The 15,190-nt window shown below is 40.5% G+C and carries 15 protein-coding genes; 7 read left to right on the forward strand and 8 right to left on the reverse strand.

The features are described 5' to 3' along the window. Window positions 1-22: 22 nt before the first annotated feature. Both IE339_RS09485 and IE339_RS09490 read right to left on the reverse strand, forming a co-directional pair. Window positions 23-1,021: a hypothetical protein gene (locus IE339_RS09485; RefSeq protein ID WP_242175586.1), complete on the reverse strand. Its 999-nt coding sequence runs from the start codon at window positions 1,019-1,021 to the stop codon at window positions 23-25. 286 nt (window positions 1,022-1,307) lie between these two features. Further along, a complete protein-coding gene (locus IE339_RS09490) occupies window positions 1,308-3,830 on the reverse strand; it encodes an NTTRR-F1 domain (RefSeq protein ID WP_242175587.1) in 2,523 nt (840 codons plus the stop codon). Window positions 3,831-4,023: 193 nt separating this feature from the next. Here IE339_RS09490 and IE339_RS09495 point away from each other — a divergent pair, with 193 nt between their 5' ends. From IE339_RS09495 to IE339_RS09515, 5 genes are all read left to right on the forward strand, one after another. Then, complete coding sequence (locus IE339_RS09495; RefSeq protein WP_242176152.1) at window positions 4,024-4,836, forward strand: cobalamin-binding protein; 813 nt, start codon at window positions 4,024-4,026, stop codon at window positions 4,834-4,836. Window positions 4,837-4,908: 72 nt separating this feature from the next. Continuing rightward, window positions 4,909-5,406, forward strand: a complete 498-nt coding sequence (locus tag IE339_RS09500; RefSeq protein ID WP_242175589.1) for a hypothetical protein — start codon at window positions 4,909-4,911, stop codon at window positions 5,404-5,406. A 142-nt stretch (window positions 5,407-5,548) separates the two neighbouring features. Continuing rightward, window positions 5,549-6,163: an NUDIX hydrolase gene (locus IE339_RS09505; RefSeq protein ID WP_242175590.1), complete on the forward strand. Its 615-nt coding sequence runs from the start codon at window positions 5,549-5,551 to the stop codon at window positions 6,161-6,163. 144 nt (window positions 6,164-6,307) lie between these two features. Then, window positions 6,308-6,589, forward strand: a complete 282-nt coding sequence (locus IE339_RS09510; RefSeq protein WP_242175591.1) for a putative quinol monooxygenase — start codon at window positions 6,308-6,310, stop codon at window positions 6,587-6,589. Between the two features lie 379 nt (window positions 6,590-6,968). Further along, window positions 6,969-8,489, forward strand: a complete 1,521-nt coding sequence (locus tag IE339_RS09515; protein WP_242175592.1) for a class I adenylate-forming enzyme family protein — start codon at window positions 6,969-6,971, stop codon at window positions 8,487-8,489. A 28-nt stretch (window positions 8,490-8,517) separates the two neighbouring features. On the opposite strand, the gene IE339_RS09520 is transcribed toward IE339_RS09515, so the two are convergent. Beyond that, window positions 8,518-8,976 carry a MarR family winged helix-turn-helix transcriptional regulator gene (locus IE339_RS09520; protein WP_242175593.1) on the reverse strand — a complete coding sequence of 153 codons (459 nt, stop codon included), beginning with the start codon at window positions 8,974-8,976 and terminating at the stop codon, window positions 8,518-8,520. Between the two features lie 321 nt (window positions 8,977-9,297). Between IE339_RS09520 and IE339_RS09525 the strand changes: the two genes are divergently transcribed. Next, the gene (locus IE339_RS09525) at window positions 9,298-10,260 is read left to right on the forward strand and encodes a VanW family protein (RefSeq protein ID WP_242175594.1); all 963 of its coding nucleotides are present in this window, start codon (window positions 9,298-9,300) and stop codon (window positions 10,258-10,260) included. A 298-nt stretch (window positions 10,261-10,558) separates the two neighbouring features. Here the strand turns inward: IE339_RS09525 and IE339_RS09530 are convergent, their stop codons facing one another. Further along, a complete protein-coding gene (locus tag IE339_RS09530) occupies window positions 10,559-11,236 on the reverse strand; it encodes a hypothetical protein (RefSeq protein WP_242175595.1) in 678 nt (225 codons plus the stop codon). Between the two features lie 187 nt (window positions 11,237-11,423). Between IE339_RS09530 and IE339_RS09535 the strand changes: the two genes are divergently transcribed. After that, window positions 11,424-11,768 (forward strand): alpha-helical endospore appendage domain-containing protein, encoded by a 345-nt coding sequence (locus tag IE339_RS09535; RefSeq protein ID WP_242175596.1) that lies wholly within the window; start codon window positions 11,424-11,426, stop codon window positions 11,766-11,768. Between the two features lie 73 nt (window positions 11,769-11,841). On the opposite strand, the gene IE339_RS09540 is transcribed toward IE339_RS09535, so the two are convergent. From IE339_RS09540 to murQ, 4 genes are all read right to left on the reverse strand, one after another. Then, a complete protein-coding gene (locus IE339_RS09540) occupies window positions 11,842-12,123 on the reverse strand; it encodes an alpha-helical endospore appendage domain-containing protein (protein WP_242175597.1) in 282 nt (93 codons plus the stop codon). 117 nt (window positions 12,124-12,240) lie between these two features. Further along, window positions 12,241-12,942 carry a hypothetical protein gene (locus tag IE339_RS09545; protein ID WP_242175598.1) on the reverse strand — a complete coding sequence of 234 codons (702 nt, stop codon included), beginning with the start codon at window positions 12,940-12,942 and terminating at the stop codon, window positions 12,241-12,243. A 208-nt stretch (window positions 12,943-13,150) separates the two neighbouring features. Further along, entirely contained in the window at window positions 13,151-14,071 is a 921-nt protein-coding gene (locus IE339_RS09550; protein ID WP_242175599.1) for a PD-(D/E)XK nuclease family protein, read from the reverse strand. A gap of 99 nt (window positions 14,072-14,170) precedes the next feature. Continuing rightward, on the reverse strand, window positions 14,171-15,085 hold the full coding sequence (gene murQ / locus IE339_RS09555; protein WP_242175600.1) for an N-acetylmuramic acid 6-phosphate etherase: 915 nt from the start codon (window positions 15,083-15,085) through the stop codon (window positions 14,171-14,173). Between the last annotated feature and the right edge of the window lie 105 nt (window positions 15,086-15,190).

The raw sequence follows: 15,190 nt of genomic DNA on the forward strand, positions 1-15,190 counted from the left end.
ATCTATTGTTGAAGTGTCACTGTTACCAGCTTTCTGTTAATCGAAATGTCCCATAAACCGTATTACTTGGACTATTACCCAAATTTGTTACTGTTAACGTTACAATACTTGTATCAGGAAGTTCAAAATTTAATAATTCAACAGATGCTCGAAGTCTACTTATCCCAGTACCACCTGCTGATACACCTTGGTAAACGACTTCGCCACCTGAAATGGTAGTAGCCGTATTATTTACAAGTAAGGCTGTTTCATTATCTGGAATAATCGTATTAGCGGTTGGGAAGTTAACGTATGTTCCGTTTATCGTTCCGTCTAAAACAACTTGAAAGGAAATATCTGTAGTGGAAATTAAATCAGCACCTTCTAGACTAATTAATACAGAGTTGGTACGCCCAGAGCCAGCTGGAAAAACCGTTTTCCGTCTAAAAGAAAGGATGGGAACCGTACCTCCAACAGGTATGTTAGTCACGGTTCTTCTATCAGAAGTAATGCGAAATATAGGGTTGTAGTCTCCTATGATGCTATACTGTCGACCACCGATAAATAAAATAAATACGCCTGCTGTCCCCGCATTGGATACTTCAGCACGCAATGGAAGGTTGGGGTCTGCAAAGCTGGTCTGACCAGATGGAGCATATCGATGCACAGTGATGACTTCCTGAGCTAAAGTGACAGGATCAGGTATAACGACTCTAAATTCAATTACTCCGTATCCATACCACGTAAACATAATTTCGAAAATATTGCCTTTTGCTAAATTAAGAGTGGCTCCACTCGGACCAGAACCATTTAAAGGATCGACGTTCCAAGATGCTTGAGGAATGATAATATCACTCCCTGCTCGCCGTATTCCTACAAAGATACCGTTAGCCACACTTTGCCCAAAGAAAGCGCCATTTTGATTGTCAAATAGACCCCAACGAGCAATTTGATTTCCGGTAGGTGCTGCTGGTAGTCGTGCTGCAATTCCTGATTCGCACGCAAAGCCAGATTCATATCTGCCGCGCTCAGCACTCTCCAATATGGCAGAGTCAGTTGCTCCAGTTGAAGTAGCTAGAATATATTCAGTAGAATTATTTACAATTGTTCCTGATCCTGTTGTGGTTACAATATCTCGTAAAGTTGAGATTCCATATACAGAGGTAAGTTCTATTATGGGGAATTTTCTTGCCGTTCGTAACTCTCCAAATTGAGAATTGACTGGTGGACCAACACCCGAAATTGTTACATTATTCATTTAAAATCTCCCTTTCCAAAACATAAAATATAAATAGAATAAAAATTTTAACTCGTGTAGTGTGTCGATTTTACCATTCTTCAGTAACTCGAAATGCAGCGGTTACGGAGCTCGAAGCGCCGGTTAAACTTCCTGCTACTAGCGTAAAGATCTCATCTGTTGGAAGTACGAAGTCCAAAAGAATGGCTGTCGCTCTGACTCGGTTAGAACCGCCAGCACCTGTTGCTAAGCCTTGATAAACAACTTGCCCACCTGAGAAACCTGTGAGCGTACTATTTACAGTTAGCGCTGTTTCGCTAGTAGGAATATTGGTAGTAGCTGTTGGGAAATTAACATATGCTCCACCTGTTGCAGTCCCTCCCACAACGACTTGAAAGTAGATATCTTGTGATGAGACGAGGTCGACTCCTTCTAATTTAATACTTACTGAGTTTGACCTACCTGATCCAGCGGGAAATACGGCTTTTCGTTGAAAAGAAATAATAGGTGTTAAGGCTGTTGGGACAGTTAACTGTCTTCTTTCTGATGTGATACGAAATATAGGATTGTAACGTCCAATAATACTATATTGTCTACCTCCAACCAATAAGCTTCTTGCGGTTGTAGAGCCATTATTTAAAATTTGCGCTCGTAGCGGCAAATTAGGGTCCGCAAAACTTGTTTGACCTGAAGGAGAGATACGATGAACGGTTACGACTTCTTGAGCTAGGGTAACAGGATTAGGTAATACAACACGATACTCAATGACCCCATAACCATACCAAGTAAAGACAACGAGAAAGATATTTCCCTTTGTCAGATCTAAGGTTGCTCCGCTTGGACCACTTCCATTAAGAGGATCAACATTCCAGCTAGCTTGTGGAACTGTAGTAGTAGCTCCCGATCTTCGAACAGCCACAAAAGTGTTCGTACCGTTAACACCAAAGAAAGCACCATTTTGATCATCAAATAATCCCCATTGTGCAACCTGTGCTCCCGTTGGTAGCGAAGGGAGTCTTACCGCAATACCAGCCTCCGCTGCATATCCTGGCTCGTATCGTCCTCTTTCAGCACTATCCAATGTGGCAGCATCAGTACCTCCAGTAGCGGTAGTCAATTGATATTCAGTTCCCGTACTAGTAACTGTCCCACCCGCTACTGTTGTTGGAATATCCCTAAGATTAGAAATGCCGTACACAGAGGTCAATTCAATAATTGGCGTTTTCTCTGAAGTTCTTAGTTCACTAAATTGAGAGTTTACATTGGGACCGATAGCTTGAATAATAAGAGGTCCAGTAACGCCAGTAGGTCCGGTCGCCCCGGTAGGTCCAGTGGCTCCAGTAGGCCCGGTCGCACCAGTAGGCCCGGTCACACCAGTAGGCCCCGTAGCACCAGTAGGCCCCGTAGCACCAGTAGGTCCCGTAGCACCAGTAGGCCCCGTAGCACCAGTAGGCCCGGTCGCGCCAGTAGGTCCCGTAGCACCAGTAGGCCCCGTAGCACCAGTAGGCCCGGTCGCGCCAGTAGGTCCCGTAGCACCAGTAGGCCCCGTAGCACCAGTAGGCCCCGTAGCACCAGTAGGTCCAGTCACACCAGTAGGCCCGGTCGCGCCAGTAGGTCCAGTGACACCAGTAGGTCCAGTAACGCCAGTAGGTCCCGTAGCACCAGTAGGTCCAGTCACACCAGTAGGTCCCGTAGCACCAGTAGGTCCAGTCACACCAGTAGGCCCGGTCGCGCCAGTAGGTCCAGTGACACCAGTAGGTCCAGTAACGCCAGTAGGTCCCGTAGCACCAGTAGGTCCAGTAACGCCGGTAGGTCCGGTAACGCCAGTAGGTCCAGTAACGCCAGTAGGTCCGGTTGCCCCAGTAGGTCCAGTAACGCCAGTAGGTCCAGTAGCACCAGTAGGTCCGGTTGCCCCAGTAGGTCCAGTAACGCCAGTAGGTCCAGTAGCACCAGTAGGTCCAGTCACACCAGTAGGCCCGGTCGCGCCAGTAGGTCCAGTGACACCAGTAGGTCCAGTAGCGCCGGTAGGTCCAGTAGCACCAGTAGGTCCAGTCACACCAGTAGGCCCGGTCGCGCCAGTAGGCCCGGTCGCCCCAGTAGGCCCGGTCGCTCCGGTAGGGCCTACTATGCCACCATCCAATGAAGCGAGTAGTTCAACATCATCAATTAATAAACCCGATGTATTATCAGCAGGAGATTTATTAATAAGAATTAACGCCTGCGTAGCACCAGCAGGAACAGGGGCTAGTGTATTGCGGTATGCTTCAATCCATGTACTGTTTATCAATACATCAGGTATACGAGTCGTTCCTAAGTTTTCAATCAGTCCGTAGGAAAGAAAATTAAATGCGGCATCATAGTAGCTAACTTGTATAGTGACACCAGGTGCAGGGTTTGTTCCTAACTTAGCGAAGGATACGATTAGTTCAAATCGTTGATTAGTAGTAATAGGAACAAATTGATAAATAAAAGCATTTGCTAGTCCACCCTGAAACTCAGCTGAAAAAAAGCCTGTATGTGAATAGAATCCGTTAATAGTAGTATTGAGCGAAACCCATGATGATAGGTTACCGGTTTCAAAGCTACTATTCACAATTAAATTGTTAATAGACAACGTTTAACCTCCATTACAATAAAAGATAGAAAGGAAAAAAACCTCTTCATATTCTATGTATGCTTAATGCTTAGAGACATAGCCACTAACCCAACCAAACAGAATTTTATTGGGAAAAGAAGCATGCTTTAAGATTGAAGGTAGGAGAATGTCAATTTCAAAAGAATACTATAAAGAAGAAAGGAGTGAAACGATGCGTATTATCTCACTATGTCCAAGTAATACCGAGCTTTTAGCTTATTTAGGGGTAATTGATGATGTGATCGGAGTAGATGATTATTCCGATTGGCCAAATTTAGATCACTGCAAGCGACTCGGTCCAGATTTGTCGATTAATATAGATGCTGTAGAAGAGTTAAGCCCAGACCTCATTTTATCATCGCTGAGCGTGCCAGGCATGGAGCGAAACGTGGAGGAATTAGCTAAAAGAGGGCTTCCGTTTATCACTTTGAACCCGCAATCTCTAGCGGATATTGCCAAAGATCTGCGTACTGTTGGAAAGGCAATTGGACAGGAAGACAAAGGAGAAGAACTCTCCCAACATTTTTTAACATACATACATCAATATAAAATCATTACAAACTCAATTAAACAAAAGCCTTCGTTATATTGGGAGTGGTGGCCAAAGCCCGTCTTTACACCTGGAGGCACTAACTGGCTGACGGAAATAAGTGAATTAGTCGGAGGAAGAAATAGCTTTTCTGACGTTGAGCAGGCAAATATTCAAACGGATTGGGAAACGGTGAGGAAAAAAAATCCTGATCACATCTGTATGGCGTGGGTCGGGGTACAGACGAAAAAAATGAAGCCATCTCTTTTAAAAAAGAGGGAAGGGTGGTTAAGTATAAAGGCGATGCAACAGCAAAACGTACATGTGTTAGAAGAGGAATATTATTGTAGACCTTCTCCGCGTTTGCTTATCGGACTTAAAAAGCTTGCGCCGCTTATACACCCACAGCTTTTTCCATCGTTTGACGGGAAGGACCCATTACTTAATCGCGATTAGAGGAACGAAGTGCACTTCTCCTGCATATGTTTATACAACAATATAGGCAAAAGTCGGGGAGGAGAGTGCAACATGAAAGGTTTGTTCGAAAAGGCAAATGATAAAATTACGAACTTCCTACAAAAAGAAAATAACCTTCTTTCAAAGGCGAAAGAGAAGGTAGAAAGAGCTGGGGTTCCAATTCCAATCACAGCGGATTTACTCACAAAAATGATTTCCAAGCAGCTCGATCCAAACGAGATTCGGGATTTTCAATTAACTTTTGAAGATGAAAATCTAGTAATTAAAGGAACAGCGAAAAAAATGTTGCTCAAAATTCCGTTTCAACTTACTCTCGAGCCAGTGAAAACGGAGAAGCGCACGATTTACTTTGCGTTAAAAGAAATGAAGCCTTTAAATCAAGATTGGATTCGGAGTAAAGCGCTGAATAAGCCGCCTCTACTTTCGTATGAAGAGGGACATGTAAAACTCGATTTAAATCAGCTTGATAAGATCAAATATGTTCCTGTTGGTAACATTCAGCATATGGAAATTAAAAATGAAAAGCTTTGGGTGAAAATTGGTTTGTAGAACTCCGAGGAAAGGAGTTCTTTTTTCACTTATGAATCATAGATGGTCCCACTTATTCCAAAAGGAAAGTGTTCATGGTATAAAAAAGGGGAAGCAATATAGTAATATACACGTATAAGGAAATAGAGAGTGAGCTGATGAAATGGACGTAAAAGCACTGCTAGACAAAATAAATAAGCGAACACCTACCATACTTGGAATTAATCAATTTTCCCAATTTGCGATTTTAGTTCCGCTCATCGAAAAAGAGGGGGAGCTACATGTTTTATTTGAAGTACGGTCTGCTGACTTAAGAAGGCAGCCTGGTGAAATATGTTTCCCTGGTGGACGAGTGGAGAAGGAAGATCCTAATGAAGCATATACGGCTGTTCGTGAAACGACTGAGGAGCTAGGAATCGACGCATCAGCAGTTATAGCTACAGCACCGCTTGACTATATGGTCTCTCCATTTGGAACGGTGATTCATCCATTTGTAGGCGTGATTAAAGACGTCCCGTTAAAGCCTAACGCATCTGAGGTAGGCGAAATTTTTACAGTTCCCCTATCCTATTTTAAGGAGCAGAAGCCAGATATTCATAACGTGACGTTCAAAGTAGAACCAGGGAAAGATTTTCCGTTCCACCATATTATCGGTGGGGAAGATTACGAATGGCAGGCGCGTCATATGGAGGAGTACTTCTATTATTACGAAGATCGCGTAATATGGGGGTTAACGGCTAGGATACTAGCTCATTTTTTAGAATTAACGAACAACTGAATATCTTTAAATTAAATTATTTGATTATAAAATAGTTTGAGCAAATAAATTGTACAAGCCTAAAAAGCGTGGTATCTTTTATATCGTTGATGATCATTCTAAATAAAGATCGTTAAATAATTACTACATTTGGAGGAATTGACTATGATCGCAATTCAAGCATACATGACAGTTAGACCAGAAAAACGTGAAGAATTCATTAAAAACGTAACAGAAGTAATTGAAGCTTCTCGTAAAGAAGAAGGAAACATCAGCTACACGTTAACAACAAAAGTTGAAAATGAAAATGAATTTGTTATGTTAGAAGAGTGGAAAGATCAAGCTGCAATTGAAGCTCATAATACATCAGCACATTTCCAAAAATTCGCTGGAAGCGCAAAAGAATTTTTAGCAGCACCATTAGACGTAAAACACTACCAAGCGTAAGCATTACAGAAAAAAGCCGCCAACTTTGGCGGCTTTTTTCTGTAATTTTATTTTTACTTAAACCATGTGCTAAATAATAAATAATAAAAAGACACTTGTATTTAGTGGAAATCAATAGACCTATGTTTGTGTTAAATAGTGGTAGTAATAGAGAACTTACGTATGGGATTCACTAAACGTAAGAAAGGATAATTGTAAGCGATTACTACACTCAGCCCCAGGGAATGGAGCCGGAATCTGTGTCATCTAGACCTTTTGAATGCTGTGTTTTCATATAGGAATTAATTCCCTTTAACAGCAAAATCATTTTTGTTAATATACTTTAGTCGATAAAACATTCGATTAACAAATCAATTAAAACAAACAAAGGAGAATTAGTATGAACACATTACAACATTTAGTCACAGCACGTACAGCGAAATCTCCGGCTAAAGAGGCATTGGTAGAAGGAAACGAAATCTATTCATATAGTATGTATAACGAACGCATCAATCAGGGGGCACATGAATTAATCAAAAGAGGAATCAAAAAAGGCGATCGTGTCGGGATCCTGTGTCAGACAAGCATTGCTTATCCTGTAATCATTATGTCTGCGTTAAAAATTGGTGCGATTGTTGTTCCAATTAGTACAGGAATGACGGCATATGAGCTAAACAGCATTTTAAAAAGCGGTGATTTAACAGCTGTTCTTTATCATGATGACTTTGCTTGTATATTAGAAGAAGCAAAAGAGGGAACGAACATTTCTCAAACGATTCAAGTAGAAAAGGGAGCAGCGTTTACAAAGCAGTTCGCTGATCAGCCGACAGAAGATCCAACGTTAGATTACGATGTAACACCAGAAGATATCGCCTTTATGATGTTTACATCAGGTACAACAGGCAACGCAAAAGGCTGTATGCTAGCGCACGGAGCAATTGCTGGGTTCTTAAGTACGTCTTTAAATGAAGACGTTGAAATTCAAGAAGATATGAGATATTTAGTCGCACATCCTTTCTTCCATATGAGCACAATAAGCGCATTGGTTCAGTGCATTTCATCTGGTTTAACAATGGTATGTACGAAAGAGACAGATCCAGCGAAAATTTGGGAAATCGTCGAGCATGAAAATATTAAAGTGATGCTTGCGTTACCACCAGCTTTCACGTACATGATGGAGGAGCTAGAAAAAAATCCACGTGATATTTCGTTTAAGCTTGGATTATCAGGTGGGACAAAAGTTCCGGAAACACTAATCGAGCAATTCGATGCACAAGGGATGACGCTAGCGCAAGGTTACGGTAGCACAGAGGCATGGATTATTAGCGTTTGGCATCCTGACATGGGATGGAAGAAAATCTCGTCTGCTGGTAAACCAGTACAAGGCGTAGAGGTGAAAGTAGTAGACCCTGAGACAAGAGAAGAGCTTCCAACAGGTAAAATTGGTGAGATTATGGTTCGCAGTCCATACATCTTCAAAGGATATTGGAAAAACGAAGAGGCAACGAACAACGTTCTTCAAGACGGCTGGCTTGCGATGGGTGATGCAGGACGTGTAGATGAAGATGGGTTCATTTACATCGAAGGCCGTTATAAAGACGTAGTCGTATACGGGGGAGACAACATTTATCCTGACCAAGTGGAAGAAGTGATCCGCGAGTTTGATGATGTGTTAGAGGTAGCATTAATTGGCTTGCCAGATCAATTCTGGGGAGAAGTTCCGGCTGCGTTTGTAGTGAAAAAACAGGGATCTTCCTTAACCGAGCAACAAATTGTAGAGCACTGTAAGCAAAAGCTCGCAGCATATAAAGTACCAAGCGTAACGTTTAAAGAAGATTTACCGAAGAACAGCGTCGGTAAAATTGTGAAGCGTACGATTAAAGAAGAGGCTATTCGCGAGCGCGATCTGGCTCATGCATAAAAAAAAGACGACTGCGGTCGTCTTTTTTTTAGATCTTTTGAAGACCCTCTTGCATTTTTTTCATCAACCGGAAATACTCGTTTTGTTCTTCTTCTGACAAATTACCAAGTAAGTTTCCCCAAAACGAAAGGCGGGTCTCGTTAATGGCTTCTACAACGATACGTCCTTTATCCGTAAGCTCTACCCACACGCTTCGACGATTATTTGGCTTACGAATACGAACAATGAGCGCTTCTTCTTCTAGCTGATTTAGGACAAGCGTAATGGCTCCTGGGGATAGTGAGAGACTTTTTGTAATCTCATTAATGACGCATGACTTCCTGTCGTAAATAATCTTTAAGATCGCGTCCTTTGTAGGTGTAAAGTGATAGGGCCAATCGTTGTAACGTTCTTCAATAAATTGGTTTCGATATTTTAACAGAGCATCCTTTACTTGATCAAGATGCTCAATTTGCGCTTTAATGTCTTCGTTATTAGGCAGATGCAAAAAACTAATCCTCCTTTAATGATTCAAAAGTTAAGCGGTTACCATCTATTATATCATTCTCTGATTGTCTTCGTCAGGCTCATTTCTGCTCATAAATAGGTTTATTTGTAAGAAAATAGGTAAAAGGAGTGGTGTAGGGAAAAATACATAGGTCAAAAGACAAGTGAACGAAGTCCTTTTAATAGAACAAAAATCCTTCTTTGTACTTATTAAAAATTCCCTATAGAATGTAGACGAATGAATGGTAATTTTTTATAATAGAAGAATTGAAAAGTAAAAATGGAAATAAGAAACGCTTTTCAATTGTATAAGGGGGAACATATGAAAAAAATAATGAGTGTTTTATTAGTGGCAGTTGTCGGCGCTGGGTCGTATTTGGGATACACTATTTATGAGCAGTCAAACTCCAAGCACTCTAGTAAACCTGTAAGTGGTATTGCTATGGCTGCAGAAAAACAACCTGCTTCACACTACAAAGAATTGAAGCCTGAAAACTTCACCTTTAATTTAATTGATGCTCGTACTGGGGAAACGATTCGCACGTTTCAGCCCGTTCATTTTGATGATAAAAGTACATATGAAGATACCATCAAGCATTTAGCAAGCGATTTGGCTGATAAGTATGATACGCCGATGGAAAACGCAAAGATGGACGCAAATGGAAATTTAGTTGGTGGGCATAAACGAGTTGTTCTGAAGGAAAAAGAGCTAGTGTCGCGATTAAAAGACCTTCACATCTATTCACGTAATATTCAAGTACCTATTGAAGAAACCGAGCCTAACGTCACGTTAGAAACGGCAAAAGGTATTAATGAAGTTGTGATTGGTTCCTATAAAACAGGATTTAACGTACATGATACAGGACGTAATCGTAATGTCGAGCTATCAGCACTTGCAATTAACAACATCATTTTAGGGCCTGGAGATACGTTCTCTTACAATGAAACAGTAGGAGAGAGAACCGCAGCAAGAGGCTATCAACCAGCTCACGAAATCGTAAATAAAGAGCTGACAATGGGAATTGGCGGAGGAATTTGTCAAACATCCTCTACGCTCTTTAATGCGATTGATCTAGCAGGTCTCGAAGTGGTTACACGTACAAACCACTCTAAGCAAGTAGGATATGTACCAAAAGGCCGTGATGCAACGGTTTCGTGGGGAGGACCAGATTTTAAATTTAAAAACCCTCGCAACTATCCTGTACTGATTAAAACGATTATGGATAAACAGAATGGATCATTAACCGTAGAAGTTCGAACAGCAAAACGCTATACGCTATCATAAGAAAAGCCAGCCCTAACGAGGGGCTGGCTTTTCTTATGATGAACTTCTACAAGCTGTATAGTGCCGACATGTGCACGAACAGCCACATATGCTGCGACAAGGACGCTTTTTTTGACAACCACACGTCGATCTCTTTTTGGGCTGATTACAGCTACAACGGCTAGAACCGTGGCACCGATTTTTATAACAACGACACATTTTTTCTTTCCTCCACCTCATTTTCTAGCAGTATATGAAGGTGAGGGGAGGAGAGAAAGGGACAAATGCCTAACTTTTTAGGCTATTTCACTACGAAATTCTAATCCTTTGTCCAATCCGGTCGAGGCAAATGGACTTTTGGTTTAGGAATCCGCTTTCGTTTTTTCTGTGACGGAGTAGGAGGCATAAGATGTTCTGAAACACGGTACTCAGATACGTTGCCTTCATTTCGCTTAACTTTTGTTTTAGGTTCTCGAGGATAGGAGGGTAGCGGAAACAGAAATCGATAGTAGGACACTTTTTCATCGATGAGATCCATCATTTTTTTTAGCAACTGATTTTCTTTATAAGAGCGCAGAGGTTCTTCATTGAACAGCAGATGGTAATGATTGATTAGCTGTTTCGCCTGTTGCTGAATCACCGTAATTTTTCCATTCATCTCTTCACTTTTACGATCTACTAATTGTAAGGCCCTCTTATACGTAATTGGCTTTAGCGCCGTCCATTTTTGTGTAAATACAAGACACTGCGTAATGTAATGTTGCAATAAGTTATGTAGAGATTGAATGATCCGTATCATATCGGTCTGTTCAATCGTAGTCGTCAATAAAAGAGAGGACACTTTTTTTAGAATTTCATTAAACATAAATAAAAAAGCGTCATCATGATGCAAGGATGATACGATAAATTGTTCAATCGTATGTTCTAATGGATGCTGATCCAAGGAATGGATTATATCTCGAATATTTGCTTCAAAAATAGCTGTTAGATCATCCATACCCAAAGCTCCTTTCTTTCGGGGGTACTCTTCGTCCGCACTTTCTTTTATTTTATTGAATAAAAGATGTGATCATGCCATTTAAACGGATATTTTATCGTGATGGACCTTGTCCATGAAGAGGAGAATATGTACAAAACCTCCAAACATAAGATGATAAAAAGAGTTAGAGAGGAGTTAGTCTTTCATGTCTATGCCGAATATTCCAGACATTAATCCTGACATTAAGTTAGACCGAACGGATGTCATTAACCTGCTGTTAGCATCAATCGGGCTAGAGGAGATATCGTTGTCACATATTTTAAACGCGGAAGCAGAAAAGATTAAAAGTGCGGTAGATGACTGCTGCTGTGTGCACGATTTATTAGTGCTAAATGAAAGTGTGGAAAGTATGGTTCGAACGATTGTCCAAAAAGAAATGGTACTCTTGTTTAAATTAGAAAGTGTGTTAAAGATTCCTGAACATCCTGTTCATCCACCATGCAGGTGCGATTGTGACGGTGGCGGAAAATGTAGATGCCACGGTTCATGATAAAAGGGGAAAGGGCCAAAATGCAATAAGCACTTGGCCCTCTAGTGAGAATTAATCTGGTTGTGAGACGTTTTCAAAGAATCGTTAAAACATTTTCAAGTTTTGTTTGCAAAAGCATCTCATTTTTAATCACATTTTTAAGTAATGTACTTACGCTCGTATTAGTAGCAATAAGGCCGGTAAAATCTAATGTTCCATTATTGAACGCAGCTACTGCAGCCTGGATTTTTTCACCTTCGGCATTAATAATGTGCGCCAACCCTAATTCTTCAAGTCCAATTGAGGCAAGGATAATATTAATAGCCTGATCACGCGTTATGTTCAAATCCTCAGGTGGAATTATAGGCATTCCCATCTCTTTATCTCCTCCGTACAAAAGATAGTTGTAAGTCACACAGTTATTGTATGTTGAAGTATGGCAGATGTCACACCTTAATAAAAATAAGAAGAAGCTCAAGCACTGAGCTTCTTCTTATTTAAACAAATTCCATTTTGAATGAATTGGGACAAGCTCTTCCTCATCATCGTCCTCTTCATAAAATCCGCGTTCTCTCAAATATTCAATAAAATATAGCTCTGCTTCTTTTCGCTCATCGTATGGTTTGACGGACAAAACGAATCCTACCTTGTGCTGGTCGGTGTTTTCTACACCGGATATGTATGCCTTAACATTGTGCTGCAAAAACAACTCTTTTGCAGGGATGATAAGCTCCTTAATAAACTTGGAAATGAGCTCCATCTCAAATTCAAACGTAAAGCGCTCAATCTTTGAGAGATCTGCAAATACAACCCCAATAAAGGACGTGTTATGTATTTCATACTCACGCGTTTTTTCTTCCCATGAAATATGCCCAATTTCTTTTAGATAGTTAATAAAATAACCCGTACCTTCGGTTTTTTCAAAAGGGCTCGTAGAAAGAACAAGGCCAAGTTTTTTGTACTTATGTAAATAAACACAAGAGAGGTAGGCGGGTACATGATTATTTTTAAACACATGATTTACCCCCTGAAGGAGACCATCTAATACATAATGAGTGATCTGTAAATTTTTACGTGGAAAGTAGTACTCATGCTTTGTTAATTCTTCCGTATCAGCAAACGTAGCGCCAATAAACCCCGTGTTTGAAAGGATGGGCGTAGACGTTTTTTTACTAGTCCTTTTCTTAGCGGCCAATTAGATACAACTCCTTACACTGATAAACGAACGCTTGTTCTAACACTATCATAACGATAAAAAAAGAAAAAGTAAAGTGCGAAATAATAAAATCAAAGAAAACATTGTTCTAAATAATCATTATAAAGTTTTAAAAAGGTAGTTAAGGAAAAACCTATCTCATATAAATTGACAACATAAAAGCGTCTGCTCAACGAATTCCTCTTCATTAAGTAGACGCTTCACATAGCTCTTTGTAATGACAACGATCACATAAAGAACTCGTATTTCTCGAGAATTTCTCTATTTCTACCGGCTCGTTCTTCTCAGGACATTTTTGATATTCACTCATTCTATTTATACTTTCATCGATATACTGTTCTACACTTCTGATATCTGCTACTGTGAAATGATACGTATGAGCACTGCCTTTCAACAAATATTCACGGCGTACGACGATTCGATCAATGGGTACATGATAAGATTTCATAACGTGGTAGGCGAGAAGAGAAAGCTGTCTCACATCATCACTTTGATTATGAGCGGTCGTCCAATCAACCAGCACATAGCGGTCGCCTTTTTTATAAATGTGATCAACTAGTGCATAAACTTTTGTGTTGAAGACTCGAATGGAACGAAACGGATTATCATATCCAATATTCTTAACATGAGAGGACATGACATCTTTCCAAGAAGCACTAGAGAAGAGGTGACGAAAACAGAGTGTAAGACGTTCATTAATACGTTTACTAGCTTGTTCTCGCAAATAACCATCGTGGTAAATTTCCCAAAACATTGTGTACCGATTTGGTTTATGAAACCAGGACTCGGCATGCGTTGTTGAATCCAAAAAGGCTTGTCTAAGCTTCAAACGTGCTCGGTGTGACAGCATTTCAACGTCAGGAACAGTATTGTGCTGTACCAATTCTTTAATAGCATCATGCACAACTTCGTGAACAACTTGCCCAAAGAAAGCGGGAAGATCGACAAGCTTTTTTAAACGATAGCACTGTTTTTGAAATGAATTCGAGTCCGACAGCCACCCGTTATGTGACAGATAATAGTGATACGCATATTTTCGTGGGCATTCTGTCAACAATTGTTGCCTAGCGTGTGACCATGTGAAGGCTGGAAAAGGAGTTATATTCATAACTTTTGCCACCTTTCTAGTAATAATCTCTAGTAAAATTATACGTAGTCGAAAAAAAGATAGAACTAGTAAAAAAACCCTTCTCTAAAGAAGAGAAGGTCAGCTGGCTGAGTTATTTTTGTGAAAAGCATCAAGTGCTTGTCTGAGATGTCCATCATGAGCATCGAGCCAATTAATGAGTTCGTCATTTTCTAAGTTGGTACGAAGTGATAAGATGGAAAGCTTCACCGATTGATACTGAGCAAGTTTTTCTTTGACGACCTCTAGCGGAGCGCCGGTCAAGTCTTGTATAATATGTTGCGCACGTATTTGCAGTTTTTCATTCGATGGTTTTACATCAATCATTAAATTTTCATAGACTTTGCCGAGGCGAATCATGACAGCTGTTGAGATCATATTTAAAATCATTTTCTGTGCGGTGCCAGCTTTCATTCGTGTTGACCCCGTTACAACCTCAGGCCCTACTTCTGCTACCATCGCTTCTTCTGCCATTTCCTGCATAGGTGACTGAGGAGAGCAAGTAATGGATGCAACAAAAGCACCACGTTGTGTAGCTTCTTTCATGGCGCCAATTGTAAATGGGGTACGGCCGCTTGCAGCAATCCCAATGACAGTATCAAGAGAGGTTACGTCACGTTTTGCGATTTCATTGGCTCCTAGATCTACATTATCTTCTGCTCCTTCAACTGCATGGAGGATAGCCGTCTCACCACCTGCAATAATAGCTTGAACAAAATCTGGATTCGTGCTGTAAGTAGGAGGACATTCTGATGCATCAAGAATACCTAAACGACCGCTCGTTCCGGCACCAATATAGAAAATACGTCCACCTTTTTTCGCTCCATCGACAATGCGGTCAATGACGCGAGCAATTGTTGGAAGAATTTTTTGTACTGTGAATGCGACGCTTTGATCTTCTTCATTGATCATTTTAATGATGTCAAGTGATGAAGATTGATCAATATTTATTGTATTTGGATTTCGTTTTTCAGTAAGAAGTGATTTGATATTCATTTGCAAGCTCCTTTAACAGAAATTCTAAAATAATATTTCATATAAAAATCTTCATATTTGAATTTATATTTCATTTCATACTATAATCATAGTAAATTGAAAGTG

The sequence above is a fragment of the Priestia koreensis genome (assembly GCF_022646885.1).
GTDB lineage: Bacteria > Bacillota > Bacilli > Bacillales > Bacillaceae_H > Bacillus_AG > Bacillus_AG koreensis_A.

Coding starts and splice junctions, on each gene's coding strand:
- IE339_RS09505 (WP_242175590.1), top strand. CDS start 5,549: ATGGACGTAAAAGCACTGCTAGACAAAATAAATAAGCGAACACCTACC.
- IE339_RS09535 (WP_242175596.1), top strand. CDS start 11,424: ATGTCTATGCCGAATATTCCAGACATTAATCCTGACATTAAGTTAGAC.
- IE339_RS09510 (WP_242175591.1), top strand. CDS start 6,308: ATGATCGCAATTCAAGCATACATGACAGTTAGACCAGAAAAACGTGAA.
- IE339_RS09525 (WP_242175594.1), top strand. CDS start 9,298: ATGAAAAAAATAATGAGTGTTTTATTAGTGGCAGTTGTCGGCGCTGGG.
- IE339_RS09515 (WP_242175592.1), top strand. CDS start 6,969: ATGAACACATTACAACATTTAGTCACAGCACGTACAGCGAAATCTCCG.
- IE339_RS09540 (WP_242175597.1), bottom strand. CDS start 12,123: ATGGGAATGCCTATAATTCCACCTGAGGATTTGAACATAACGCGTGAT.
- IE339_RS09495 (WP_242176152.1), top strand. CDS start 4,024: ATGCGTATTATCTCACTATGTCCAAGTAATACCGAGCTTTTAGCTTAT.
- IE339_RS09550 (WP_242175599.1), bottom strand. CDS start 14,071: ATGAATATAACTCCTTTTCCAGCCTTCACATGGTCACACGCTAGGCAA.
- IE339_RS09530 (WP_242175595.1), bottom strand. CDS start 11,236: ATGGATGATCTAACAGCTATTTTTGAAGCAAATATTCGAGATATAATC.
- IE339_RS09500 (WP_242175589.1), top strand. CDS start 4,909: ATGAAAGGTTTGTTCGAAAAGGCAAATGATAAAATTACGAACTTCCTA.
- murQ (WP_242175600.1), bottom strand. CDS start 15,085: ATGAATATCAAATCACTTCTTACTGAAAAACGAAATCCAAATACAATA.